The sequence below is a fragment of the Bradyrhizobium sp. CCBAU 51627 genome (assembly GCF_028128765.1).
In the GTDB taxonomy this organism is placed as follows: domain Bacteria; phylum Pseudomonadota; class Alphaproteobacteria; order Rhizobiales; family Xanthobacteraceae; genus Bradyrhizobium.
The window spans coordinates 954,022-979,435 of record NZ_LBJG01000024.1; the positions used below are offsets into that span (position 1 = coordinate 954,022).

The 25,414-nt window shown below is 61.8% G+C and carries 24 protein-coding genes; 9 read left to right on the plus strand and 15 right to left on the minus strand.

What is annotated here, in order from left to right; genetic code table 11:
- Positions 1-44 precede the first annotated feature (44 nt).
- Together XH88_RS19280 and acpS are read left to right on the plus strand one after the other, a co-directional pair.
- Positions 45-3,071 (plus strand): EAL domain-containing protein, encoded by a 3,027-nt coding sequence (locus XH88_RS19280; RefSeq protein WP_271669830.1) that lies wholly within the window; start codon positions 45-47, stop codon positions 3,069-3,071.
- A gap of 472 nt (positions 3,072-3,543) precedes the next feature.
- The gene (gene acpS / locus XH88_RS19285) at positions 3,544-3,984 is read left to right on the plus strand and encodes a holo-ACP synthase (RefSeq protein WP_271669831.1); all 441 of its coding nucleotides are present in this window, start codon (positions 3,544-3,546) and stop codon (positions 3,982-3,984) included.
- A gap of 22 nt (positions 3,985-4,006) precedes the next feature.
- Here acpS and XH88_RS19290 read toward each other — a convergent pair whose 3' ends face one another.
- Positions 4,007-4,450, minus strand: coding sequence for an acyl-CoA thioesterase (locus XH88_RS19290; protein WP_271669832.1), 444 nt, complete (start codon positions 4,448-4,450; stop codon positions 4,007-4,009).
- Positions 4,451-4,533: 83 nt separating this feature from the next.
- On the opposite strand from XH88_RS19290, the gene XH88_RS19295 reads away from it, so the two are divergent.
- From XH88_RS19295 to XH88_RS19305, 3 genes are read left to right on the plus strand one after another with little or no spacing between them, the layout of a single operon-like run.
- Complete coding sequence (locus tag XH88_RS19295) at positions 4,534-5,637, plus strand: NAD(P)/FAD-dependent oxidoreductase (protein WP_271670391.1); 1,104 nt, start codon at positions 4,534-4,536, stop codon at positions 5,635-5,637.
- A complete protein-coding gene (locus tag XH88_RS19300; protein ID WP_271669833.1) occupies positions 5,634-7,226 on the plus strand; it encodes a GMC family oxidoreductase in 1,593 nt (530 codons plus the stop codon). The genes XH88_RS19295 and XH88_RS19300 overlap by 4 nt, the downstream gene beginning before the upstream one ends.
- Positions 7,223-8,665 (plus strand): NAD-dependent succinate-semialdehyde dehydrogenase, encoded by a 1,443-nt coding sequence (locus tag XH88_RS19305; protein ID WP_271669834.1) that lies wholly within the window; start codon positions 7,223-7,225, stop codon positions 8,663-8,665. Before XH88_RS19300 ends, XH88_RS19305 begins: the two co-directional genes overlap by 4 nt.
- Here XH88_RS19305 and XH88_RS19310 read toward each other — a convergent pair.
- The 7 genes from XH88_RS19310 to XH88_RS19340 form a co-directional block, all read right to left on the minus strand.
- The gene (locus XH88_RS19310) at positions 8,662-9,690 is read right to left on the minus strand and encodes a LacI family DNA-binding transcriptional regulator (RefSeq protein ID WP_271669835.1); all 1,029 of its coding nucleotides are present in this window, start codon (positions 9,688-9,690) and stop codon (positions 8,662-8,664) included. The genes XH88_RS19305 and XH88_RS19310 overlap by 4 nt on opposite strands.
- Before the next feature lie 260 nt (positions 9,691-9,950).
- Positions 9,951-10,463, minus strand: coding sequence for a hypothetical protein (locus tag XH88_RS19315; protein ID WP_271669836.1), 513 nt, complete (start codon positions 10,461-10,463; stop codon positions 9,951-9,953).
- 84 nt (positions 10,464-10,547) lie between these two features.
- Positions 10,548-10,796: a hypothetical protein gene (locus XH88_RS19320; RefSeq protein ID WP_271669837.1), complete on the minus strand. Its 249-nt coding sequence runs from the start codon at positions 10,794-10,796 to the stop codon at positions 10,548-10,550.
- Between the two features lie 276 nt (positions 10,797-11,072).
- Entirely contained in the window at positions 11,073-11,921 is an 849-nt protein-coding gene (locus XH88_RS19325; RefSeq protein ID WP_271669838.1) for an AlbA family DNA-binding domain-containing protein, read from the minus strand.
- Positions 11,922-11,945: 24 nt separating this feature from the next.
- Entirely contained in the window at positions 11,946-12,266 is a 321-nt protein-coding gene (locus tag XH88_RS39260) for a hypothetical protein (protein WP_271669839.1), read from the minus strand.
- Between the two features lie 77 nt (positions 12,267-12,343).
- Entirely contained in the window at positions 12,344-12,766 is a 423-nt protein-coding gene (locus XH88_RS19335) for a hypothetical protein (protein WP_271669840.1), read from the minus strand.
- A gap of 17 nt (positions 12,767-12,783) precedes the next feature.
- Positions 12,784-12,984 (minus strand): hypothetical protein, encoded by a 201-nt coding sequence (locus XH88_RS19340; RefSeq protein ID WP_271669841.1) that lies wholly within the window; start codon positions 12,982-12,984, stop codon positions 12,784-12,786.
- A gap of 308 nt (positions 12,985-13,292) precedes the next feature.
- Between XH88_RS19340 and XH88_RS19345 the strand changes: the two genes are divergently transcribed.
- Positions 13,293-14,963, plus strand: coding sequence for a tannase/feruloyl esterase family alpha/beta hydrolase (locus XH88_RS19345; RefSeq protein WP_271669842.1), 1,671 nt, complete (start codon positions 13,293-13,295; stop codon positions 14,961-14,963).
- A gap of 566 nt (positions 14,964-15,529) precedes the next feature.
- On the opposite strand, the gene XH88_RS19350 is transcribed toward XH88_RS19345, so the two are convergent.
- From XH88_RS19350 to XH88_RS19375, 6 genes are all read right to left on the minus strand, one after another.
- Entirely contained in the window at positions 15,530-16,306 is a 777-nt protein-coding gene (locus XH88_RS19350) for an SDR family NAD(P)-dependent oxidoreductase (protein WP_271669843.1), read from the minus strand.
- A 12-nt stretch (positions 16,307-16,318) separates the two neighbouring features.
- A complete protein-coding gene (locus tag XH88_RS19355; protein ID WP_271669844.1) occupies positions 16,319-17,524 on the minus strand; it encodes a serine hydrolase domain-containing protein in 1,206 nt (401 codons plus the stop codon).
- Position 17,525: 1 nt separating this feature from the next.
- Positions 17,526-18,977, minus strand: a complete 1,452-nt coding sequence (locus XH88_RS19360; RefSeq protein WP_271669845.1) for an ATP-binding cassette domain-containing protein — start codon at positions 18,975-18,977, stop codon at positions 17,526-17,528.
- Complete coding sequence (locus XH88_RS19365; protein WP_271669846.1) at positions 18,977-19,921, minus strand: branched-chain amino acid ABC transporter permease; 945 nt, start codon at positions 19,919-19,921, stop codon at positions 18,977-18,979. Before XH88_RS19365 ends, XH88_RS19360 begins: the two co-directional genes overlap by 1 nt.
- 18 nt (positions 19,922-19,939) lie before the next feature.
- A complete protein-coding gene (locus XH88_RS19370) occupies positions 19,940-20,812 on the minus strand; it encodes a branched-chain amino acid ABC transporter permease (protein WP_271669847.1) in 873 nt (290 codons plus the stop codon).
- Positions 20,813-20,880: 68 nt separating this feature from the next.
- The gene (locus XH88_RS19375; RefSeq protein ID WP_271669848.1) at positions 20,881-22,107 is read right to left on the minus strand and encodes an ABC transporter substrate-binding protein; all 1,227 of its coding nucleotides are present in this window, start codon (positions 22,105-22,107) and stop codon (positions 20,881-20,883) included.
- Positions 22,108-22,197: 90 nt separating this feature from the next.
- Between XH88_RS19375 and XH88_RS19380 the strand changes: the two genes are divergently transcribed.
- Positions 22,198-22,950: an SDR family NAD(P)-dependent oxidoreductase gene (locus XH88_RS19380; RefSeq protein WP_271669849.1), complete on the plus strand. Its 753-nt coding sequence runs from the start codon at positions 22,198-22,200 to the stop codon at positions 22,948-22,950.
- A gap of 29 nt (positions 22,951-22,979) precedes the next feature.
- Here XH88_RS19380 and XH88_RS19385 read toward each other — a convergent pair whose 3' ends face one another.
- Positions 22,980-23,756, minus strand: a complete 777-nt coding sequence (locus XH88_RS19385) for a GntR family transcriptional regulator (protein WP_271669850.1) — start codon at positions 23,754-23,756, stop codon at positions 22,980-22,982.
- Positions 23,757-23,868: 112 nt separating this feature from the next.
- Here XH88_RS19385 and XH88_RS19390 point away from each other — a divergent pair, with 112 nt between their 5' ends.
- Both XH88_RS19390 and XH88_RS19395 read left to right on the plus strand, forming a co-directional pair.
- Positions 23,869-24,300 carry a carboxymuconolactone decarboxylase family protein gene (locus XH88_RS19390; protein ID WP_271669851.1) on the plus strand — a complete coding sequence of 144 codons (432 nt, stop codon included), beginning with the start codon at positions 23,869-23,871 and terminating at the stop codon, positions 24,298-24,300.
- Complete coding sequence (locus tag XH88_RS19395) at positions 24,300-25,196, plus strand: NAD(P)-dependent oxidoreductase (protein ID WP_271669852.1); 897 nt, start codon at positions 24,300-24,302, stop codon at positions 25,194-25,196. The genes XH88_RS19390 and XH88_RS19395 overlap by 1 nt, the downstream gene beginning before the upstream one ends.
- The last annotated feature ends 218 nt before the right edge of the window (positions 25,197-25,414 follow it).

The following is a 25,414-nucleotide window of genomic DNA, read 5'->3' on the forward strand; positions in this document are numbered from 1 at the left end:
CTGAATCGATGGGCTTACTTTCGCGAGCGCGCGAAGCATTTTCCTTGGGCGACATCGCCGATCCGCTCGGCCGTTCGTTGCTTGTCGAACAAATCACCATCCTTCGGAAACAGGTGCCGGTTCTCTACGCGGTCCTGCTGGTCGATACTATCAGTGTCGGGCTGGTCCTCCCGTCCACGGTGTCGCCATGGCTGCGGTTCGCCTTGCCGGCCGCGCTCCTTGCAATCTGCGTCGTCCGGCTGGTGCAGTGGGTACGTCTGAAGCCGAGCCAGTTCACTCCGGAAGTGGCGCATCGCCAACTTACCAGAACTCGCCTCCTCGCAGTCGTACTCAACGCAGGATTCGTGTTCTGGATCCTGGCGCTGTTGGTGGCCGTCGAACCTAATCTGCGCGCCCCGGTCGCTCTGCTCGTCTACATGGGCTGCGTCGGCGCCGCCTACTGTCTCGGCAGCTTCCCGCCTGCGTCCCGCCTAACAATGCTGATCGCCGCCGCACCGATAGCTACGGTGCTGCTTGTGTCCGGCGATGGCATGATGATTTCGCTGGGCATTAACCTTCTGCTGCTCCTGGTGCTGCTCGGCCGGATGATCAACACCAACTTCCGTTCCTTTGTCCGACTGGTCCAGACCCATGGCAGGCTAATTGAAGAAGGCGCACGCGCAACAGCCTATGCAGAACGGTTCGACACCGCTCTCTACAACATGTCGCAGGGACTGTGTTTTTTTGACCAAGACCAGCGCCTAATAGTCTGCAACCGCATGTACCTTGAGATTTACGATCTCGATCCTGAAGTGGTCCGGCCGGGCATGAGGCTGAACGACATCGTGGATCTTCGCTACTCGGCGGGCAGCGCCCCGAAGATGTCGAAGCAGGAGTATCTGGTCTGGCGTAACAGCGAACCCGTGTTTTCCGAAGATTCCGATACGATCGTCGAGCTGACGAACGGTCGCGTCGTGCGCATCCGGCATCGGCCCATGGAGGGTAAGGGTTGGGTCGCGACTCACGAGGACGTTACCAAAAGGTACTGGACCGAAGCCGCGCTCACAGCTGCAAAGGCCGCGGCCGAGCAGGCCGAAGCCGCCGCGCGTGCGGCGCACACCCACCTCACCGAAGCACTCGACGTGGTCCCGGAAGGGCTGGCCGTGTACGACAAGGACGATCGGCTGGTTCTGTGGAATCGGCAATATGCGGAGTTTTACTCCGCCAGCCGGGAGGCACTCGCGACGGGAACACCATTCGAGACCATCCTCCGCATAGGATTGGCCCGGGGGCAGTACGCCGAAGCTGTTGGACGAGAGGAAGAGTGGCTCGCCGAGCGCATGGCGCACCATTCGTTGCCACGCCACTCTCACGAGCAGCATCTAGCCGGTGACCGGTGGGTGCGTGTCGAGGAACGACGCACGGCAGATGGAGGCAGCATCGGCGTCCGGATCGACATTACGGATCTGAAGCGGCGCGAAGCCTCCTTCCGCCTTCTGTTCGAAGAAAATCCGCTACCAATGTGGGTGGCCGACGCGAAGACGCGGCAACTGCTTGCGGTGAATGGCGCCATGTGCCGCCACTACGGATACGCTCGGGAAGCTCTCCTCGGCATGTCCCAGCATCAACTTGAGTGTGTCGAATCATGCAGCCGAAGCGAACGCGATTTCGAGTTGCACAGGACCTCAGACGGCGAGGTGATTCAGGTCGTGATCGAGTGCCGGCCGCTCGTCTATGATGGACGCGCAGCCCAGGTCAGCGTTGCGTTCGACGTCACCGACCGCAACCGCACGCAGGAGAAGATCAGCTATCTGGCTTGCCACGATGCTCTCACGGAGCTGCCGAACAGGGCCGCGCTGGATCGGTATCTCGTTGACGCCATCGAGCGAGCGCAGGCCACCGACAGCGGCTTTGCGGTGCTCTGGATCGATCTGGATCACTTCAAGGAGATAAACGACGTCTTCGGCCATGCAATTGGAGACGCTGTCCTGCGGGAAGGGTCCCGGCGGCTCCAGGAGGCGGCGCAAGGGTCCTACGTTGCCCGCGTCGGCGGCGACGAGTTCATTTGCATCACAGATCAACCGCCTTTGCCAGCAAGCGCCGAACTGGTAGCCACGAGAATGCAGGCCGCTTTCGAACGCCCGATTGAGGTTGACGGCCACGCTCTCAAGGTTGATCTCTGCGTCGGGGTGGCCCTGTTTCCCAGAGACGCCGACAATGCCGTCACCCTGCTGGCGAACGCCGGCGCCGCGCTTTACCGCGCGAAGCACGAGGGTAGAGGCGCGATCCGTCTGTTCACGAGCGCGATGGACCAGCAGTTGCGTTACCGCCGCGCGATGGAGCACGACCTGCGGCTTGCCGTCGACAGAGGTGAGCTCTACCTCGATTATCAGCCGCAGCAGGGTCGAGATGGAGCGACCAACGGTTACGAGGCGCTCGTACGCTGGCGACATCCGGTTCGCGGCATCGTTCCTCCCGGAGAGTTCATCCCGGTTGCGGAAAAGAGCGGCTCCATCGCGGAGATTGACGACTGGGTCTTGATGGAGGCGTGCAAGGAAGCCGCTTCATGGGCCCAGCCCCTCAGGATTGCCGTCAACGTCTCCGCGGCGCAATTTCGCCGTGAAAACCTCGACGTGCAGGTCCGCAAGGCGCTGCGACAGAGCGGGCTTTCGGCCTCACGGCTTGAGCTTGAAATCACGGAAGGGGTCCTGATCGAGGATCTTTCGCGCGCCAAAAAGACTATGCAATCGCTCAAGGCGCTTGGGATCCTGATTGCACTCGATGATTTCGGAACAGGCTACTCGTCCTTGTCCTATCTGGAGGCGTTTCCCCTCGACCGCATCAAGATCGACCGATCCTTCGCGGCCTCGCTAGGGCAGAGCGAGCGGGCGTTGGCCATCGTGCGTGCCGTCATCGGCCTCGCCCACGGGCTTGGCGTGCCGGTCCTCGCCGAAGGAATCGAAACCGGGGCTCAGATGTCGCTCCTGCTGCACGAGGGCTGCGATGAAATGCAGGGGTATCTGATCGGGCCGCCCGGCAGTGTCGCGGCGACAAAGCAGAGCGGTAGGCTTTTGATGCAAGCGGTCTTCTGAAAATCGAAACGCCTCGTCATGAGCGACGCCCGGCGAGCTGAACGAAGATGCGGGCGCTGCCTATATCGGAGGTTGGGGCGCACTCGAGTGGGATTGCAGCCAACGAATCCAATATGGTTCTGCTCCGCACATCAATTCCTGTCCGGCGCTCAAATTATCGCGCGTTCGCGTTTGGGTCGATAGTTGCAGAACTGCTGCGACGGAATTCTCAAAAATCCGTTGGGTTGTCCGTTCAGTGTTCAATACCTCCTATATAGGTTGATATGCCCCTAATTGTGGTGTTGATGTTCCTAGCGGGCAAGCTCGGCTCGTAGGCCGCGAGGAGGAAGATATGGGATCTTCGACTCTAGTCACTGACGCCGCGGGGGCCGTTGGTCACGCTGTTTTGCGAGATGCTGATCGGGCGAGGATGCAAGGTTAGGGCGCTGGTCCACAAAGCGATGAATCAGTCATGCCAAGGGGATCGCAAAGAATGATTATCGGCATCGGTTCCGACCTGATCGACATCACGAGGGTCGCCAAGGTGATCCAGCGGCACGGCGATCTTTTCCTCGACCGCATCTTCACCGACGTTGAGCGCGCCCGGGCCGCGCGCCGCGCCAAGAGCGAAAGGATAGTGGTTGCGACCTACGCCAAGCGGTTCGCTGCGAAGGAGGCTTGTTCCAAGGCGCTCGGCACCGGGATCCTTCATGGGGTGTGGTGGCGAGATATGGGGGTGGTGAACATGCCGGGCGGCCGTCCCACCATGAAGCTGACCGGCGGAGCGCTGGCCCGGCTGGAGAAGCTGACCCCGCCTGGCTTCGAGGCCCGGATCGATCTTTCCATTACCGATGACTGGCCGCTCGCGCAGGCCTTCGTAGTCATCTCGGCGGGTCGCCCACAGCGGCCGTGCGAGTACTCCATCTCTCCCTAAGTAGCCCGCAACGCACCGGGCACTAACGCCGCACTAAATCCCTCATCGCGGATCTTTGCTCTTCGGTAAGCGACACTTTCGCTCGCGTGTCGGCGTCGACATAGACATGCGTGAATTTGCAGACAGCTGATGCCTTGTCGGCGGCATCGCCGAATATCGCCAGCTCGTACGTGATCGAGCTATTTCCCAATCGTCCCAATCGAATGCCGATGTCGACGGTTTCCGGAAAGCCAACGGGAGCCAGGAATTCGCATTCGCTGGATATACAAAGCCCGATGGATGTCTGACGGGGCGCGCGTAGAATTCCGCGCTCGATGGCCAGAAGAGTAAGGGCCGTATCAAACCAGCTATAATAAGTCGCGTTGTTGACGTGCCCATAGGCGTCACAATCGGCCCATCGGCTGGAGATTTTCGTCCACCAAAGAAAGTCTTTGCGGCGCTCGTCCCGCGCCAAACGCTCAGACATCGCAGAAGCCTCCACTTGCGCCTTCCGGTCTACCTCCTTATACATGGAACTTGAAGCGCTTCAAGTCGAGAAAAATCGAAGATATGCCAGATCGAGTCGACGCTATTGTGGTGGGAGCGGGAGTGGTGGGAATCGCCATCGCCCATGAACTAGCCATGTGCGGTCGAGAGGTCATCCTGCTGGACGGCGAAAGTCATTTCGGTAGTTGGACGAGCAGCCGCAACAGCGAGGTCGTACACGCGGGACTTTACTATCAGGTCGGGTCGAACAAGGCGAAATTGTGTGTCAAAGGCAAGCATCTGCTTTACGAATATTGCCGGGCGAGAAACATACCGCATCGTCGGTCCGGAAAATTGGTCTTCGCGACCACTCAGACGCAGATTGCCGTGCTTGAAGAGTTGAAAGGCAAAGGCGAGGCTGCCGGGGTGGACGACTTGCACCTGCTGGACCCAATGGGCGTGCAGGCGCTGGAGCCCGCGCTGACATGCGCGGCGGCCCTTCATTCGCCGTCGACCGGAATAGTCGATTCTCACGTGCTGATGCTTTCCATGCTGGGAGAGGCGGAAGAAAGGGGAGCAGTTTTCGCTCGCAACACGCTTGTCGAGCGCGTCGGCGGGCGAGGCGACGGTTGGGATGTTTGGATCCAAGGTGAAGACGATGCGGTCGTCTCGGCCCCGATCCTCGTCAATGCTGCGGGGCTCGGCGCCCAAAAGCTCGCCACCGCAATCGAGGGGGTCGAGGCAAAGTACGTGCCTCCATTGCGATTGGCGCGCGGAGTTTATTTCGCCTACGACGGACGAGTGCCCTTTTCACGCCTCATCTATCCGGTGCCCGAGGCGGGCGGATTAGGCCTGCACCTTACCCTCGATATGGCAGGGCAAGCTCGCTTCGGGCCTGATGTCGAATGGATCGACGAGATCGACTACGACGTCGATGCCGGCCGCAAACCAGCGTTTTTGGCTGCGGCACGCGCCATTTGGCCGAATATCGAGCCCGGGCGCCTACATCCCGCCTATGCGGGCATCAGACCCAAAATCTCCGGCCGCGGCGAGCCGGCCGGAGATTTCGTCATCTCATCGGAAAGCGAACATGGTCGTCGCGGTTTGGTCAATCTGTTCGGGATCGAATCCCCGGGTCTCACAGCTTCGATGGCTATCGCTCGGTTGGTGCTGGAAAAGCTGTCATGAGCGAAATGGAAACGTTCGACTACATCGTCGTAGGGGCGGGGAGCGCGGGTTGTGTCCTCGCGAACCGGCTCAGCGCCAATCCGAAAAACCGTGTTCTTCTACTCGAGGCCGGACCGGAAGATAGGAATCTATGGATCCACGTGCCTCTCGGCTACGGTAAACTATTCAAGCATCCTGGCCTCAATTGGCTATATGAAACGGCGCCCGAACCGCAGATGCACGAGCGTCGCATCGCTCAGCCACGTGGACGTGTGCTCGGCGGATCCTCCTCCATCAACGGATTGCTGTACGTCCGAGGTCAGCGGGAGGACTTCGACGCCTGGCGAGCGGCCGGCCATGTCGGCTGGGGGTATGACGATCTGCTACCGTATTTCATTCGCGCCGAGGACCAGCAGCGGGGAGCATCCAGCTATCACGGCGTCGGGGGACCCCTAAGCGTGTCTGATCCGACGGAACCGCATCTTTTGTGCGACGCGTTCATCGCCGCAGCGAGGGAGGGCGGGCATCCGGTCAATCCGGATTTCAACGGCGAGAGTCAAGAGGGTGCCGGCTATTACCAAGCGACGGCCCGCAGAGGGCGGCGCGCGAGCAGCGCGGTCGCATATCTGAGGCCCATACGAAGCCGCAAGAATCTCAAGGTCGTAACCGGAGCTCTCGCTCGAAGGATTATCTTCAACGCGAGGAGGGCGACCGGCGTCGAATGGACGCGAAAGGGCCGCGTAGAGATCGCCTCGGCGCGGCGCGAAATCATCATCAGCGCCGGAGCCATCAACACGCCGCAACTTCTCCAGCTCTCCGGTGTTGGCGACAGCGGTCGGTTGAGCAGGTTCGGCATCGACGTCGTCCATCATCTCCCGCACGTCGGCGAGAATTTCCAGGATCATCTGCAGGCGCGGGTCGTCTATCGGGCATCCAAGCCCGTGACCTTGAACGATGATCTCAAATCCCCGCTTCGAACTCTTCGGCTGGGGCTGAAATACTTGTTGCAACGAAAGGGAGGGCTGACCGTTTCCGCCGGATACGCGGGAGGGTTCTTCTGCACGGAACTAGCTACCGACCGAAGACCGGACATCCAGGTGCATTTCATCACGTTCAGTACAGACGCGATGGGGACGCGGCTGCACGATTTCTCCGGCTTTACCGCCTCGGCCTGTCAACTGCGGCCGGAAAGTCGCGGATACGTGCGGATAACCTCTCCGGATCCATCGGTCGCTCCTGAAATCTCTGCCAACTATCTAGGAACGCAGGGGGACCGCGAAGCGGTCGTCAGCGGACTGGGCCTGATCCGATCGATCATGCGCCAGCCTGCAATGGCTCCATTCGTCGCCGCAGAGGAGATGCCGGGGTCGTCGAACACGTCGGCCGAGGAACTGCTTGAGTACACGCGCAGGACCGGCGGCTCGTTGTACCATGCCAGCTGCACCGCCGCATTGGGACTCGTTGTCGACGATCGCTTGCGCGTCAAGGGCATCGATGGCCTGCGCGTAGTCGACGCCTCGATCATGCCGGCCGTCATTTCAGGCAATACCAACGCCGGGGTGATCGCCATTGCGGAAAAAGGCGCCGATATGATTTTGGAGAGGATATGACTACAGCCGATTATGGCACCTTATCACTTTGGATCGATGGTCGCGAGCGAGGCCTCGAACACGGACGATCGAGCGAGCCAGTCTTCAATCCAGCGACGGGGCAGGTGCTCGCGGAGCTTCCGCATGCGACCGCCGCCGAGCTGGACGAAGCGGTCCGCGCGGCCGCGAAGGCGTTCGCCGCCTGGCGTGCAGTCTCGCCCTTCGAGCGCAGTAAGGTCCTGCGTCGAGCGGCGGATCTCATCCGCGAGCGTCTCGACCGCATTGCTGCCATCATGACGTTGGAGCAGGGCAAGCCGATAGGAGAATCGAAGAGCGAGATAATCCATTCCGCGGAGCTCTTCGACTGGTATGCCGAAGAGGGGCGACGTGCCTACGGGCGGATCGTACCGGCTCGCAACGAGAGCCTGGATCATTTCGTCGTAAGCGAGCCCGTCGGTCCGTGTGCAGCCTTCACGCCTTGGAATTTTCCGGCCCTGACTCCGGCTCGCAAACTGGGCGGCGCTTTGGCGGCGGGATGTTCGGTCATTCTGAAGGCGTCCGAGGAAACGCCCGGTTGCGCCGTCGAATTGGTGCGCGCCTTGCATGACGCTGGCCTTCCTCGCGGGTGCGCCCAGTTGGTATTCGGCGTGCCTTCCGATATCTCTAGACACCTCATAGCCCGACCCGAGATCCGCAAGATTAGCTTTACAGGGTCCACGGCCGTCGGCATTCACCTGATGAAGCTTGCTGCGGACGGCGTCAAACGCGTGACGATGGAATTGGGAGGCAATGCGCCGGTCCTTATTTTCGATGACGCCGACTACGATGCGACCCTTCGGCTTCTCGCCGGCGGAAAGACTCGAAATGCCGGACAGGTGTGCGTCAGCCCGGGCCGTTTCTTCGTGCACGAGAGCCTCTACGAGCGCTTTACCCGGGATCTATCCGAACGATTTTCGTCGATGCGCGTCGCGAGTGGGCTCGATCCGGAGGCTGATATGGGGCCGCTGGCCAACGAACGCCGGGTAGACGCGATGCAGCGGTTCGTGGAGGACCCACAGAAAGGCGGCGCGCGTTTGATGACCTGCGGCCGCCGGCTGGGGAACGTCGGCAATTTCTTCGCGCCGACCGTCCTTTCCGACTTGTCCGACGATGCTCTTCTGTTGCGAGAGGAATGTTTCGGTCCGATCGCGCCTGTCGTGTCGTTCGCCAACGACGACGAAGCAATCGAACGAGCGAACGCGGTGGACGCCGGCCTGGCGGGCTACGCCTTCACGTCGAGTTTGAAGCGGATCCGCGACATAGGCCGTTCCATCAAGACGGGCATGATCGGCATCAATTCGCTTGTGGTTTCGACCCCGGAAACCCCCTTCGGCGGCGTCAAGGCAAGTGGCTTCGGGTCTGAGGGCGGGATCGAGGGGCTTCAGGCGTACAGCGATACCAAGCTGATCACGATGGGTTAGTCCGGCGCTCGGCCCGTACTCTGGCGGACGATCAATTCTGTGGGTAGCGACAGGGACTTCGGGATGCCTTCGCCCTGCAACATGCCTATGATCGCATTGCCGGTCGTGACCGCCAGTTCTGCGATGGGCGCACGAATGGTCGTGAGCGCCGGGGAGAGGAGCGCCGCCATCTCGATATCGTCGAACCCGGTGATCGAGAGCTGGTCGGGAAGAACCACTCCCTCCGTGCGGGCGGCATGCAAGGCGCCGGCCGCCTGAAGGTCGGTGCCGCAGATCAACGCCGTGATCTTATTCCGGACCGGATCGATCTGGCGATAACCGATTTGTCCCCCCGCGATGGTGAGCGGCACGGTCGCGACTTCGACCAGCTCGATCTTGTGGACGGCTGCCGCCTTCTTGACTCCTCGCAGGCGCCACTGAGCGCGCTCGTTGTTCCACGTCTCGCCGCCGACCATCGCGACCCGTTTGTGGCCAAGGTCCGCAAGATGATCGACCACCTTGATCATCGCCGCCTGGTTGTTGAATCCCAGTGCACCCTGTCTCGGGGCCTTGTCGCTGGACCAGCAATGTACGTGCGGCATGCCGATCTTTTTCAGGAGCGATGTCGTGCGGTCGTCGTGGTCTGTCCCGATCATGATGAGAGCGTCGACGCTGCGGCTTACGAGGCGTTCGATGAGTCGGATCTCGCTTTCCCGGTCGTATTCGTGCGCCAGCGCAAGCAAATGCAGGCCTTGCCTGGCGAGCGTCTTCTGAAGCTCATGCACGAAGGTCGCGTACACGGGATTGTTGATGGTCGGAAGCACGACGCCCACCATCCCCGTCGACCGGCTGGCAAGCGCGCGAGCCGCGCCGCTTGGAATGTAACCCAACGATTCCACGGCCCGCCGAACGGCTCGAAGCGTGGCTGGACGGACGGCGTCCGGCGCCGACAAGGCCTTCGATGCGGCGCCCAACGAGACGCCTGCTGCGTTTGCGACGTCCGAAAGGCGTGGCCTTGACGCCAAATTGCCCTTGCTTTTCTTCATTGGTCCGGATGCGGCGATTTGTCCGAAGCTTGCCTAGCGCGTAAGACGGAGGGAGGCAATGAATTGCCTTCGAGCCGGGAGCGCCTTCCCAGCTCTCCCTCAGGGCTCGTCGGAGAAAACGAGGGCGTCGGCGCTGCCAATATCGATCTCTAGGTAAAGGGGCACGTCGGGTTTGGATCGCGGCCGTGATCCCCGTTTTTGCCGACGACAAGGCTGGTCGTGGCTCGAAGTCACACCCTCCACCCGCGGACAGGAGATGCTCACTTGGGAGACGGCGCCGCTCCGTCGGTCGTCCGGCTTACAACAGGCCAGTACCAACCTTCCGGACCCATGATCCTCATGGCGTCGCGGATGCCTTCCAGCTCAGACGCCGAAAAGCGTTCGAGAAATTCCAGAGCCGGCATTCCACAAGGAAGGAGCGTGCCGGCGAGATCGACGAGAAACCATTCTCCTTTGGATTCGGTCCCTCTGGGGCCCTTTCCGCTGGCGCCGCGTTCGATGAGATGCTTCCAACGCTCCGCAGCTCGTACTTTCGCGGCTGTGCGCTCCTCCTCGAGCTGGCTCAGGAGGACGGAGCCTCGCCCCAAAGCGAGAGCCCGCTCCCCTGCCTCGATCAGATCGATGTTCTTGCGCGCGACGAAGATGCCGCCTTCGAAAACCTGCGTGACCGACGAGCAGGCGCGCCACACGTCGTTGTCCAGCCGCAGCAGGACGCCGCGCTCGTCGTCGGCGGCCACATAGAACACGTCGGGGCCGATCCAGGTCGCCGGCATGATGGAGTGAACCTTGTAATCCTGAACGGAAGTCATTCGTGAACTCTCCGATAAGTTTGGTGATGGTAGGCGGTACGGACGAAATCAACCGTACATGCTCGGCCCGTCCCACTTCGCGTCTCGGAACGTGGGATTGTAGTTTCGCACGATCTTGCGCTGCCGCATGTCCAAACGGTCCCAGGCATCCTTCTTGGCGCGGTAAGGGTCTGGAAGTTCGTCGTAACGGCCCAGAGCTAGGCACACGGCGACGATCTCCGAGGTCGAGCCGCAGGCGGTCTCCATCGTGACGCTTCCGTCGAGCAAACTCGTGATCAGATTCTCTTCGACGCTCATTCGCACTCTCCCACTGTTGTTGGCCGTGCGGGTAATTTGGGAGCCGTATCCCGCGGCGTCAAACGGGGCCGAGCGTTCACGACCGAGCTTTCAAGGACTCGTTCGATCAACGAGGGCGTAACAGATTGCATTCAATCGGAAAAAATATTTGGGCGAACGATGGTTAACGAACGCGTCCAAACCTTTTGGAATGACGGCACGACGTTCGCCACATCGACGGCACCACGGGTGCTGCAGGTTTCCGAGCATTGGGCCAAGCGCCGCATGGTCAAGAACCTAGGGCTCTTGATCCAAGATTTTTGAGAGCTGCGAACAAACTTCATCGGCGGCTTCTTTGATTTTGGCCAATTCGACGCGCGCAGAACTGTCTAGGAGGATATTGACGCCCCCTCGGGCTTCTACCTTCGCGTTATATGAATCAACGCGCATGATAACTCCCGGCACGACTTTCCGCAGATCAGGAGCCAACAACACCAGGGCGCTACCTGCGGATCGCAAATCGGGAGATACTGAGATTATGGCCCTGCCAATGTCTAATGTACCCGCTCCCGGCGTCGCTCTCGCTCCTGCCGCAGAGGATATTCTGGCCATCTCGACATAGAGGTCCAAAGCGGCGCCGTACTTGCGACCATATTCGATGCCGCGCCGCATGAGGTCGCGAACATCGTTGTCGCGGATCGGCTCCGACTTGAAATTGAACCGCTTGTAGTATCTGAAGTCGGGCGCTTGGTGCGGCCCGCGAGACTTCGCGGCGGGTATCTGTAGAACGTAGGCGACCTTGCCAGTACCCTTGCTGGTCAGTTCTACGGGCTTGATGAACAGACCTTCGATCGGCGGATCGATGTTCGACATCAGGACGTTTTCGATTTGCTCCCTCGTCACCACGTTCGGATCGAGACCGTCGTCGGTACCATCAGGCTTCTGATCGATTTCCTTCATCCCGTAAATGATGATGCCACCCGAGCCGTTCGCCATGGCCGACACGTCTTTGAACAGCTCCCTCCTGTGCTCCTTGTCTTTACTCAACGCGTCGGAGCGCTTGTACTCCAGCGTGAGGCTTTCCTCGATCTCTCCGTGATAAAGGTCGTCGATATCTTTCTCTGTCCATTCGCTGACGGGCCGCATTTGAGAACTCCCTCCAACGAAGTTCTAGAGGATTGCTTGCAACTTGTCTTTTAGGTTGTTGGCTTCAAGGTCGGAGCGGGAGAGCTCGGCAAGAACATCACCACTGCCGGCTTGGCCCTTGAGCGATTGCCGCTCGGCACGCTCATCGAGCTCGGACCCGCGGCGATCATAGAGTTGACCGGCCTCCGAACGCCCTGCGTCCTCATCGAGCGCTTCCTTACGGGCATGAAACGGGAGGTGCTCTCGTCGGCGGAAACCGGCCCGCCATTCAAATGCGGGTGTTAGGCGTGGTGCGGGCCGGCGGATCGGTGGCGGCGGGCGATACCGCGCGGGTTCGACTTCCATCCTCCGCCTTTCGCGCCTTACCGCCTCTGTAGGACCGGTGCACAACTGTGCTTCTTTCTTGGCGTCCCGGTCTATCTTCAGGAAGCGTTCGCCCTAGCTCGTTCGCGAGCCTCCCGACGACGTTCGCGGCGTTCGCGTCGCCGCTTCGCACGGTCAGCGGGCTGCCGAAGCGGAGGAACCGGCGCTGGCGCGGACACCGACCCGGTAGCCTCATCGGCCGAAGTCATTTGGATTGGTTCGGGCGCGGCCGGGCGGCCTTCCATGAGCTCGAGCACGTCCCGTCCCTTGGCCGTGATCATCCACCCTCCGCTTATGCGTTCGACCAGTCCTTGTGAAAAGATGTCGAGGCCCGGCGCCCGCGCCGCCAGGCGCTTGGTCCGGTCCGCCCAATCGCGGCCGCTGGTCGCCAGGATGGCCATGTCCCGCTTGAGGTCCTCCATGACGGCGAAGCCATCCGGATAGCTCACCAGAATCTTCAGGACCGTCACCTGGAAGTTCACGCTCCGCCCCAGACTAATCAGCGCCACATCGTGGGGGCGCGGGACAGGGCTTCACGGCCGACCTGACTGAGAGCATCTGTCGAAAGTTCGCCTCTCGTGGCGGCCTCCAGAATCTTGGACGCGACCTGAGTACGTGCTCCGATCTCGCGGCGCGAGACGCTTTCGCAGACTTCGTCGAGAATCGCGCGCAAAATCGCGGTGGTTGCAGTGTCGAACATGAGTTGCCCCCATGAGGGAAAGCCTCATTCTAGCGGGGTTTCCCGGTCGGGCAATTCAGGCATGTTAAGCTTTGCGAAGAATACGCTCCGAACCTAGGGAAGTGGCGGCGCGGCGGGCGTCCAGAGATGCGAAGACGACCTGAAGCCAAGGCTCCGAGAAGGAGGCGCACGTCGCTTGCGTGCGGCATTGGCGAGGATCTTCGGAGCAGGGCCCGCAACAATTCCGCTAGAACGGCCCTTGCCAGATTGAGGATCCGGCGTAATAATTATAAAATATAATCAAATGGGAGGCCGCCGTGAGGTCTAGCTTGGTATCGGCAGTTACGCTGGCTGCTCTTTTGGGATCGACGGCATTGGTCCGCGCCGATGGCGAAGCCTGCTCGCCGGTGACCTCCGCGTCACTGGCCACATCCGGCGTCGAGATCGCGGCCTCCAAGCTACAGGAGGCCGCCAACGGCCTGCCCAAACATTGCATCGTGACGGGGCTTGCCAACCAGCGCATCGGCGCGGATGGAAAGTCCTACGCCATCCAGTTTGAACTCCGCCTTCCGGTCGACTGGAACGGCCGCTTCCTGCATCAGGTGAACGGCGGCAATGACGGCGTGGTCGTGCCTGCACTAGGTCCCAAGCCCGACGGTCTTGCATCGGACGGCGCGGTGCCGCTGGCGCGAGGGTTCGCGGTGCTGTCGTCCGATAGCGGGCATTCGGGCTCAGATCCCGCGAACAAGCCCTTGGGACTCGCGGCCGGTGCGGCTTTCGGGCTCGATCCGCAAGCGCGACGCGACTATGGCTATGCCGCGGACATGACGCTCTCACCCGTTGCGAAGAAGGTGATCGCGCTGCACTACGGCCGCCAGCCGGTACGTTCCTACATGGCCGGGTGCTCGAACGGCGGACGCCATGCGATGGTCGCCGCCTCCCGCATGCCCGAAAATTACGACGGCTTCCTCGTCGGCAATCCGGGCTTCGACCTGCCGCGCGCGGCGATCCAACACGCATGGGACGTGCAGGCTTTTCTCAAAGCCGATCCGGATCTCCGCAAGTCGATCACCAAAGAGGATGCGCAACTCGTCGCCTCGCGCATCACGGAGGCCTGCGACGCGCTGGACGGTGCCAAGGACGGCCTGACCGCCAATCTCGCCGCCTGCCAGAAGGCGTTTGATTTCAGGAGCCTCGTATGCACATCGGCGCAGACCAATGCTTGCCTGCCGGAAGCCAAGGTCGAGGCGCTGAAGACTAGCCTCGCCGGGCCAAAAAATTCAAAAGGCGAGGCGCTCTATTCGGACTGGCCACTCGACGGCGGCATCGGCACCGGCAATTGGCGCGCCTGGAAGGTCGAGAGCCCGGTGGGGCCTTGGAACAACTACCCGATCATCGCCACGATGGGTGCGGCATCGCTGAACTACATCTTCTCGACGCCGCCGGTTGCGGTGGAGGGCAGCAATGACAAGCTGATCGAGGCCCTGAAGGCGTATGATTTCGACAAGGACGCGCCAAAAATCTTCGCCAAGGACGGTACGTTCACCGAATCGGCCGTGGACTTCATGACGCCTCCCGACATTGACGACCCTAAACTCACAGGCCTGCAAGCCGCTGGCCGCAAGATGCTCATCTATCACGGTCATGCCGATCCGGTGTTCTCGGTCAACGACACGATCCGGTGGTATGACCGGTTGAATAAGAACGCGCAGGGCCATGCAGATGGCTTCGTCCGCCTCTTCACCATACCGGGCGGGACACATTGCGGCGGTGGAGTTGCGCTCGATAAGTTCGATGCGCTGACGGCGCTGACCGATTGGGTGGAGCAGGGCAAGGCGCCCGAGCGGATCGTTGCCTCCATCGACCCGGCCAACAAGGAAATCCCGGCCTCATGGAGCCCGAACCGCACGCGGCCGCTGTGTCCGTATCCGGCCTATGCCGCTTATTCGGGGCAGGCCAATATCGAGGACGCCGCCAACTTCGTTTGCAAGGCGCCGTAGAGCGGCCGAAGCGCCTGTCTAGTCTTCGTCCGGGGACAGGTCGGACGCGTTGTAATAACTGATCCGGCCAATTCTCGATGCGATTGAGCGTTCGCTTCGAGCAGCGTCGGAGCCATTCGCTGATGTGGATTAATGAATTCTGGTTGCCGCAACGGCGCCGAACTCTGGCGCCGTTTAACAGGCCAAGGCTTTCACTACGCGGATGCGACCGGGGTCAGGTCCAGGGGATACGGACGCGTCGCTCTTGGCCCCGGCTGGGGAAAAGGTTCGATTTCGAACCGGGCTTCGTGAAGCGCGGTCGTCTGCCCACCAATTCCCAGATACTTCCTCGTGCGGCGGGGAGGTCGACCCGCTGCTAAACAAGACTTCTGAGGGGGCGTCCGCAGAGGTGGTCCCTTAAGAGCCGTCGCGCGGCGGCGGCCTCTGGGAGCTGGCGGTCAACAGGCCTCCAGACGGCCGTATCGGTGCGCGCAACGCCACGCGATCTCGTCCAAATGCCGCCGGGCCATTTCCTGATGTTTGCCGTTGCCACTCTTCTGCATAGCTCTCGAAAAGTTGCCGGCGCTCTATGCGGGCAAGCCACCATAAAGAGCCCAGAGCTGGCCCACGAGCGTGCCTGCATCCACTGGCAGAATGCTGCCTGTAATCGAACGCGCTTTTTCCGACAGCAGGAATGCGACCGCGTGGCCGACGTCGCGGGGATCGACCAGATGCCCGAGCGCCGTCTGCGCAGTCATGACATTGGGGTCGCGTTCACCTCTGGCGTAGCTTGCCTCGACGGCAGGGGTCCTTGTTGGACCCGGACACACGCAGTTGACCCGGATTCCTCTTCGGCCCCAGGCGCCTCCGAAATCGCGCGTCATCGCCAGGATGGCGGATTTGGATGGTCCGTAAGCGACGAGCGGGGATGAATTGAGCGCCGTGATGGACCCGATGGTGACGATCGAGCCGCGGCCGCGTCGCAGCATGCTGGCGCCGAACGCCGTCACCGTCAGGAACGTTCCACGGATATTGGTTGCGATGATGCGATCGAACTCGGCGATGTCCTGATTTTCGGGCCGGTGCGGATTCTCGAGATGCGCGGCGCATGCGACGAGAGCGCCGCAGGGGCCGACGTCACGTTCGACCCACGCGGCGGCCTCCTCGATCGACTGCTTGCTGGAGATGTCGATATGGCAGGCTGTTGCACCGATACGGATTGCCTCTGCCTCGGCGCGGGCCAGATCGAGATCCGCGATGACCACGCGCCAGCCGTCCTCTTGCAAGATTGCCGCCGTGGCGGCGCCGATGCCGCCAGCGCCACCGGTGATTACGGCTACGTTTTTGCTTGTCGAGCGATCCACGTCAAAACTCCATCAAAGCGATGCGTACACGGCTTCGATCAGCCGCCGTGCGCGCGGGCCATTGTCTCCGCGCGCATGCATGCGATTGATGCTGTAGGAAATGCCGAGTTTTGCTTCGGGGTCCGCCATTCCAATTGATCCGCCAATCCCATGATGGCCGAAGGCCTTGGGATTTGGCCCCATCCAAACCGCCTCCGCGGTGTTGAGGAGAACGCCAAGGCCCTGGTGATATGGGCGCTGTTGCATGACCTCGGTCATGTTGTGCTGTTCGGTACGCATGCGCTCGATCCCCGCAAGCGAGAGCAGGCGAACGCCATCGAGTTCTCCGCCCCTCGCCACCACGCCGTAGATGCGCGCGACCGCGCGTGCGTTTCCGTGGCCATTGGCGCTGGAAATCTCGGCTTCGCGCCAGGCTTTCGAGTTGAGGGTCACCGGCCACGGTTCGTCCGGGTTCTGGGCGAATGCCTTGCCGAGGAGCGTATCCGGCTGCTTGTCCTTGACGGCGAACAGCGTGCCTTCCAGGACGGGCTGAAGTTCTGCGCATCTCATCTGATCGGCATCCGACAAGCCGCCGATTTGGTAGTCGGCTGCGAGCGGCAACGCGACCTCATCGCGGAAGAAGCGGGCAATCGTCTTGCCGGTGACGCGACGGCAGAGTTCGCTGAGAAGGAACCCCTGGGTGTGAATGTGATATCCGGCTTGCGTCCCGGGCTCCCATAGCGGGGCCTGGGCGGCCAGCGCGTTTGTCATTGCCTCGCGATCGAACATCGCGCCCTGCGGAAGGGGTGCGGTGACCACCGGGAGTCCGGCCCGATGATCGAGCACAAAGCGGACTGGGAGCGCTTCCTTGCCGTTCTCCGCGAATTCGGGCCAGTATCTCGCAACAGGCGCATCGGGATCCACGAGGCCCCGATCGATGATCATGTTGAAGGCGATGCCACTGAGGCCTTTCACCACCGACATCATGCACACGATGGTGTCGCGCTCCCAAGGCCGCGTACAGGACGCGTCACGCCAACCGCCCCAGAGATCGACGACTGCCTTTCCATTCTCGACCACACTGAAGGCCGAACCGACCTCGTCCTCGAGACGGTAGTTCTCCATGAACGCGTCCCGCACGCCTGCGAAGCGGGGCGCGCAGAACCCGTGAATTGCGAACGTCTTGCCGCGGGCCTGCACAGTTGTGGTCTCGATCTCCATGAGCGATCCTTCCGACACGTTACAGCACCTTGTGGCCGACCTCGTCGGCAAATCGGTGGGTGGGGCCCGACCAGACGATCTGTCCTTGTTCGAGCAGGTGAATCGAATTGGCGTGACGAAGCGCGAAAGTGACGTTCTGCTCGGCAATGAACAGAGACAATTCCCCGGAGGCGCGCAGCCTCTCGATCGTCTCGGAGATGAGATCAAGGACGACGGGTGCGAGCCCGAGCGTCGGTTCGTCGATCAGGAGCAGCTTCGGCTTCATCATCAGCGCGCGGCCGATCGCGAGCTGTTGCTGTTCGCCGCCCGACAGGGTCCGCGCATTCTGCTTGCTGCGTTCGGCAAGACGAGGAAACAAGGTTTCGACGAAATCAAGCCTCTGCCGAAAATCCGGCGCCGCGAGATGGCTGCCGCCCATCCGCAGATTCTCGAACACTGTCATGTCGCCGAAGAGTTCGCGTTTCTCCGGGCACAGGACGATCCCCGAGCGCGCGATCTGGTCGGGCCTGTCGGCAACGGCTTGGCCGCCGAAGCGGATGGTTCCACTGCTTTGGACCAGCCGGCAGACGGCGTGAAACAGGGTGGACTTACCAGCCCCGTTGAGTCCGACGATGGCGGTGACCGCCCCCCGTTGCGCCGTCAAGGCGACCTTGTCGAGCGCCGTGGCCTTGCCGTACTGGACAGAGAGATCCGCGATCTCGAGGATGGGTTCGGAACGGACTTCGGCCGTTGCGACTGCCGCACTGGACTCGCGGGACCCGAGATAGACCCTGCGGACCTGCTCGTCCGCGAGCACGTGATCGGGGCGGTCGTCGGCGATCTTGGTCCCGCTGCTCATGGCAACCATGCGGTCGACGAGCGCCTGTACGCCCTTGACGTTGTGATCGACCAGAACGACGGAGCGTCCCTCCTCGCGCATCGCGCGGATCAGGACCGAGAACTCCCGAACCTCCTTGGCACTTAGTCCCGCAAACGGTTCGTCGAGCAGCATCAGCTTCGGCTGCGCGGCGAGGGTCTTGGCGAGCTCCAGCCGGCGGAGATCGGCAAAGGCCAGCTCTCCGGGAAGCCGGTCCGCCGCCTCGGCGAGCTGAACTTGTGCCAGGATACCGCGTGCGCGCGTCACCAGTTCAGGAGAAAAGCGAAAATTGAACATCCTGTCGGGAAGCAACGCGAGCAGGACGTTCTCCAGAACCGTCTGTTGGAGCAATGGACGGGAATGCTGGAACATCATGCTGATGCCCGATCGCGCGATCTTGTGCGGCGGCCAGCCCGTGATGTCCGTTTTTCCGATCCGTATCGTGCCGCCATCCATCCGATGAATACCCATCAGAAGACTGAGAAGCGTTGACTTGCCTGATCCGTTCGGTCCGATCAGGCCGACGATCTCACGTTCGCCGACGGCGAGATCAACCCCGCCCACGGCGTGAAGACCGCCAAACCGCTTGCGCAGATCCTTGGCTTCCAGGAGCATCAGTGAGCCCTTCTCTTCAGCTTCACGAGGCCGAGCAGGCCGTTCGGAAGGAACAGCAGGACGAGCAGGGCGACCACGGCAACGACCAGTTCGCTCAACCGGCCGAATGGGCGCATATATTCACCCAGCACGATGAGGAAGACGCCGCCGATCGCGGGCCCGATGATGGTTCGACGGCCGCCGATGATTGCAGCGATGATGATCTGAACCCCGACAGCCGCATCGACGAAGATGTTGAGCGATGCCGTTCCCATGTAGAACGTCATCAACGCGCCGGCCAGCCCGGAAAACAGCGCGCTGTAGCAGAAGGCTGCCAGCTTGTATTTGACGCTGCTGAAACCCATCGCCTGGGCATTCAACGGATCTTGCCCGATGGCCTGGAGGATCAGGCCAAATGGCGACCGCGCCACGATGATGAACACCCCGGCGCTCACGATGGCGCAGCCGAGGGCGATTTCGTAGTTGGCGATGGGGCTCAGTGCGAGTACCTCGGGCACCGCGATGCCGATTTCGCCGCCGGTCTGATGCGAGAACAGGATGATCAGCTGTCGCAGAATGAGCACGGCCACGAGCGTGACCAGGCCGAAATAGGGACCGCGCAACCGCAGGGCCGGTAGCGCGAGAAGCACGCCGGCCGCCACGGACATCGCCGCTCCTGCGAGGATACAGATCCAGGGTGGCGCAATCCCGTTGCTGTTGAGCATCGCGGCGGAATAGGCGCCGACGCCGATCAGGAACGTCGCGCCGAAGTTCGGTTCGCCCGCGTAGCCGAACAGCAGGTCCCAGCCCATTGCGTAGACCGCGAAGAACAGGCCGAGCGTGAAGATGCCGATCGCGTATTCGGATATGCCAACAAAGGGGAGCGCGATCAGGCACGGCACGGCGAGCCATGCCACGCCGGATGTGGGGACCGAAAGACGTCTGAGGGGGGAGGGAGACGACACTGTCAGATCATCCATGGGTCACCGGCGGCCGAACAGCCCCTGGGGGCGGAAATAGAGCACCGCGACCAGGATGATCAGGGATGGCAGGCTCCGCAGCGACGGCCCCACGAGATAGGCGGTCGCCGTTTCGATGTAGCCGATGACATTGGCGGCAATCAGCGATCCGGTGACGCTGCCGAGGCCGCCGAGAATGACGATTGAGAAGGCGGTCGCCGTCAGCTCGAGACCGCCGCTGGGTGACACGCCATGTACCATCGCGATCAGGACGCCCGCGACGCCCGCCAGGAGGCCGTAGATCGTCCAGACGACCCTGTGGATCAAGGCAAGATTGAAACCGCACAACACGAGGCCACGGGGATTGATCGAGGCGGCCAGCAGCGATCGGCCGGACTTGGTGAATCCGACATAGAGCCACAGCGCTCCGAGCAGGCCCCAGGAGATGGCGGCAACCAGCAGGCTCGAGATCGGTGTCCGGACGCCAAAGATATTGACGACGCCACTCACGAACTGCGGGACGCTGACCGGAACGTCGCCGAAGATATTGGCGAGTGCTTCCTGAAGAATGATGGTCCACAACAGGGTGCCGACCAGCATGAAGACGTGCTCGTCGGTCTCCGACAGTCCCAGCAAGCGCTGGATCGGGCGTACGATCAAGGCATATGTGAGCAGGCCCACAACGACTCCCGACGTCACGCCGGCGAGGATCACCTGAACCGGGTCGAATGACGTCAGGCCTGCGACATACCAGGCGACGATCCCGGCCGTTGCCAGCGTGGTGCCGTGGGCCAGGTTGAGAATTCCGCTGACGCCATACAGCAGCGTGAATCCCGTCGTCGCCAGCGCGTAGATGGCGCTGATGAGAAATCCGCTGATCAGCAGTTGAGTCAACATGGGCGGCCTACTTCACGATCTGCGCGCAACCGCTCGTCGAGCGGCTGGGCAGAACCCTGCAGAGAAAGCTATTTCGATGCGAACGGAGAACTGACGACCTTACCCGTCGCGGCGTTCTGCGGCCAGATCGTGACCTGCTTGCCTTCCTGCCACTGGATGTTAACACCGGTGACGAAGCCGTTGCCGTACTTCATGTCGTGGGTCAGGGGATCATCGGGGCCCTGGAACACGATGCGGCCGCTGGCGCCGACATAGTCGGCTTTTTCAAGCGCGTCGGCGACTGGATCGGCATCCGTCGTGCCGCTGCGCTCGATCGCATCCTTGAGCAGGTAAATCGCGTCATAGGTCGCGAAGGAGTGCGCCGCTGCCGTGGTGTTGAAGCGCGCGAGATAGGCCTTTGCAAAGGGGACGGTCTTCGGCGTCAGCGGGGAATCCTCCGATGCGGCCGTGAACGTGACGACGCCGTTCGTGGCACCGCTGGTTTCCTTCCAGAAGGCGCTCGCACCCGCCTGGGCGTTGTATCCCATCATGAGGAGAGGGACCTGCTGATTGTGCCACTGCACGACCGGCTTGTTGCCGATGATTCCGACGCCGGTGACGATGACGCTGGGTTTGGCGGCCTCGATCTTCTGGAAGATCGGCGTGAAATCGCTGGTATCGGTGGCGACCTTGACCGTCTCCACGATCTTCAAGCCCACCAACGGCAGGCAGTTTTTCAGGAATTCGTCGTAGCTCTTGGTCCAGGCCGCATCCTCGGTCATCAGCACTGCGCTGGTGTAACCGAGCTGCTTGACCGCCACGTCGGCGATCGATTCACAAACGCCACGCGCGGTTGAACTCGCCGGAAGTATCGAACGGAAGACATATTTGTAGGCGGGATAATTCTGCTTCACGAGCAGGCCGACTTGATCCGCACCGGCGCCGGTGACGATGTAGGGCACCTTGAGGCGGGCGGCCCATGGGGTCAGCGCGATCGCGATCTCGCTGAGGAACGTGCCGACGACGGCATGAACCTTGTCCTGTTTGACGGCGCGCTGAAACGCCAGGACGGCGTCGCTGGCCGAGCCTTGATCATCGTAGGTGATCAGCTCGATCTTGCGACCCTTGATGCCGCCGGCGGCGTTGATTTCCTCCGTCGCGAGGGTTGCGCCATTGAGAATGGCAGCCCCGTTGATTTGCGCGAACTTCGCCATGACGCCGATGCGCACGGATGGCGGCGTCTGAGCGTTTGCGCTCGAAAGCACGCCGCCCAAGGCAAGCCCCACCGCCGCCAACTTCAGCTTGGCCGATTTCATGTGTTCCTCCCCTGGTCGTCTGACTTTCAAGAACAAAAACATATTGTATGATAGTCAGTCAATACTGATCAAAGCGGAGGGAGGATTTCCATGAGTTTGTCTGACCAGGTCGTTCTCGTGACCGGGGCAGGTCGCGGGATTGGGCAGGCGGCCGGCGAGCTGCTGGCCGCCGCCGGCGCAACCGTCGGGATCGCGGATATCGCGGGAGACAGCGCGCAGGACGTCGCGCGTCAGATCCGCGATCGGGGCGGAAACGCCGTGCCGCTGGCCGCCGATCTCGCGACCGAGCGAGGGTTCGCGGACGCTGCCTCGGAGCTTGCGCGCTGCTGCGGGCGCATCGACGCCGTGATCAACAACGCGATGTGGATTCGCTACGAGCCGATCGAGCAGGTCTCGACCGAAACCATGGACCGGATGCTGGCAATCGGATTGAAGGCTCCGGTCTGGGGCGTCCAGGCCTTGTTGTGTCACCGCGATGCTGCGCGTCTGGCCTCGGTGATCAATCTCGCCTCACCTGCGGCGGATCAGGGCTACGCAAATACTGCGATCTATGCTGCGGTGAAGGGAGGGGTGGTCGCGCTGACGCGCGCGTTGGCCGTCGAGCTCGGGCCGCAGGGCATTCGGGTCAATGCGGTAGCCCCCGGAGCGGTGCCGACGCCTGGCGCGCGCGCTGTCGTCGACGCGCAGGGCTATGAGATGCGCAAGAACAAGACCCCGCTTCGCAGGCTCTGCACCGAGCAGGACGTCGCGCAGGCGATGCGCTTTCTGCTGACACCGGAGGCAAGCTTCATTACCGGGGAAGTCCTGCACGTCGACGGCGGAATTTCCGTGAGTGCGGGGTAATAGCGCGCGAAAGAAGAAGCCCGGAATCGCTACGACTTGCGCGATTTGCGTTTGGCCGCGGCCTTGTCCTGTCCCGCTTTCGAAGGATGCTGGACCGCCAGTACCGAGAGGGCAGCTTCCGCCGCATTCTCGATATGCCTCACGCATTTGTACCAGGCTGCCTCGGCGTTTCGGGATTCGAGGGCCGCTACGATCTCGCGAATCTCGGCGATCGATGGCTCAGCCCGCGAGGGATTCGAATGCGACGTGGCGCGAAGCTGCGAGACCCGGGTGTGGATGATGCGGAGCATGTCCGCGACAATGGGATTGCCGGATCCTTCGAGCAGGATCCGGTAGAACTCGGATTTTGCGCTCTTTAAGCGTTGCGGCGTGTAGTTCGTGTACACGGAAGCGAGTTCGTCGACCGCCTTCTTGAGGTCTTCGATCTGGTCCAGGCTGGCGCGGCGGGCAAACAGGCGGGCGGCCAGTCCCTCGAGCGCGGCGCGAACCTCGTAGATCGAGCGCGCCATTTCCGGCGTGACGACCGACACGATCGAGCCCTTGTTGGGCAAGGTCGTGATCAGCCCGGCCGCTTCCAGCTCTCGCAGCGCTTCGCGGATCGATGTGCGCGACACGCCCATGCGCTCGCACAATTCGCGGTCGATGAGGCGCGCGCCCGGCGGAAACTCGCCAAGCTCGATCGCCTCCTTGAGGCGTTCGACGATCTGGTGCCGGAGCGTCGGGGGCGTGGCGACACGCAGGGATGGCTGTTGCGGCTTAGCTGCGTCCGTCGCCTGATCCGCTTGGCGTCTGGTCGACCGATCCATCCCCTCAACCCTTAGAGTCGCGTGAAAAACACCCTAGTCGACGCATATCCGTCTTGCAAGGCGGTTGAATGATTGTCATTCTGTATGACAAAACTTGGTGGAGGACCGGATCATGACAACGCAAGCGGCGCTCGACGACCTCTTCGACGAGGGATTGGAGCTCAGACGGGAAGTCCTTGGGGCTGACTATGTCGACAAGTCGTTGGCCAATGCCAACGACTTCATGATGGCGTTCCAGCGCGTCACCACGGAGTGGTGCTGGGGTTACGCCTGGGGCAGGCCCGGCCTCGATCGCCGGACGCGCAGCCTGCTCAATCTTGCGATGCTGACGGCGCTGAACCGCGCTCCGGAAATCAAGTTGCACGTGAGAGGGGCCATCAACAACGGGCTGACTGTCGACGAGATCAAGGAAGCCCTTCTTCATGCGACGATCTACTGCGGAATTCCCGCGGGGCTCGATGCTTTTAAGGCGGCGAACGAGGTGCTGATCGAAATGGGCGCACTTCCAGCCAAGGCGTCCGAACCAACTCCGAAGGCGCCATGATGTCATCGTCATCCATCGGATTTGTTGGCCTGGGCGCCATGGGCTGGCCCATGGCCTCGCGGCTTCTGCCGGCGTATCCGCTCTGCGTCATTGATATCGATGCGGCCCGCGCCGCGAGCTTCAGCGAGCAAATTGGCGGTAAGCGCGCTCGATCTTTGGCCGAGCTTGCGGCGGCCTCCGACATCGTCATCACCATGCTGCCGACCAGTCGCGAGGTCGACGCCGTGCTGACAGGGGCGACCGGCGTACTGGCACATTGTCGAAAGAACACGCTCATCATCGAGATGAGTTCTGGCGCGCCGGCGCAGACGAAACTGTTCGCTTCGCGCGCGGCTGAGGCCGACTGCAGCCTGATCGATGCACCGGTGTCCGGCGGCGTGCCGCGGGCCCGAACAGGAGAGCTGGCGGTCATGGTCGGCGGCGATGCCAGGGACATCCGGCGGGCCGAACCGGTCCTGAAGCTGATGGGATCGACTGTGCTGGAGACCGGGCCGGTGGGCAGTGGGCACGCGATGAAGGCGCTCAACAATCTTGTGTCGGCCTCGACGCTGCTCGCGACGATAGAGGCCGTGAGAGTCGGAGAGCGTGCCGGCCTCGATCCGGGCCGAGTGGTCGATATCCTCAACGTATCAACGGGTATGAGCAACTCATCGCTCAAGAAGATGCATCAGTTCGTTTTGTCGCGAAAATTCGATTCCGGCTTTGGTCTTGATCTCCTCGTTAAGGATCTCAACAATGCGAAGGCCATCGGGAGTGAATACGGCCTCAGCGCGCCGCTTTCGGATCGTTGCATCGAAGTCTGGGAAGAAGCTGCGGCGACGCTCGGCCGTGGTCAAGATCACACCGCGATGGTGAAAGCGCTTGAACTGAAAGATGCGTCACTGCCGCCGCTCTAAACGCCAAACCCATTACCAACGGACTCGATCTCAGGGCGCACCGCTTCACATCGTTGCGAAAACCTATTGAGACAGGCGACACATCTATCCGGGCGAGGGGCAGCAAATTCGACGCTTCCCGGCTCGCCTGGGGGCTGTTGAGTGGACGTGTCGCCCGGTCGCGCGTGCCGTCGGCTGATGGAGGAACGGCACTTCGGACGGTCCCTCCCAAAAAAAGT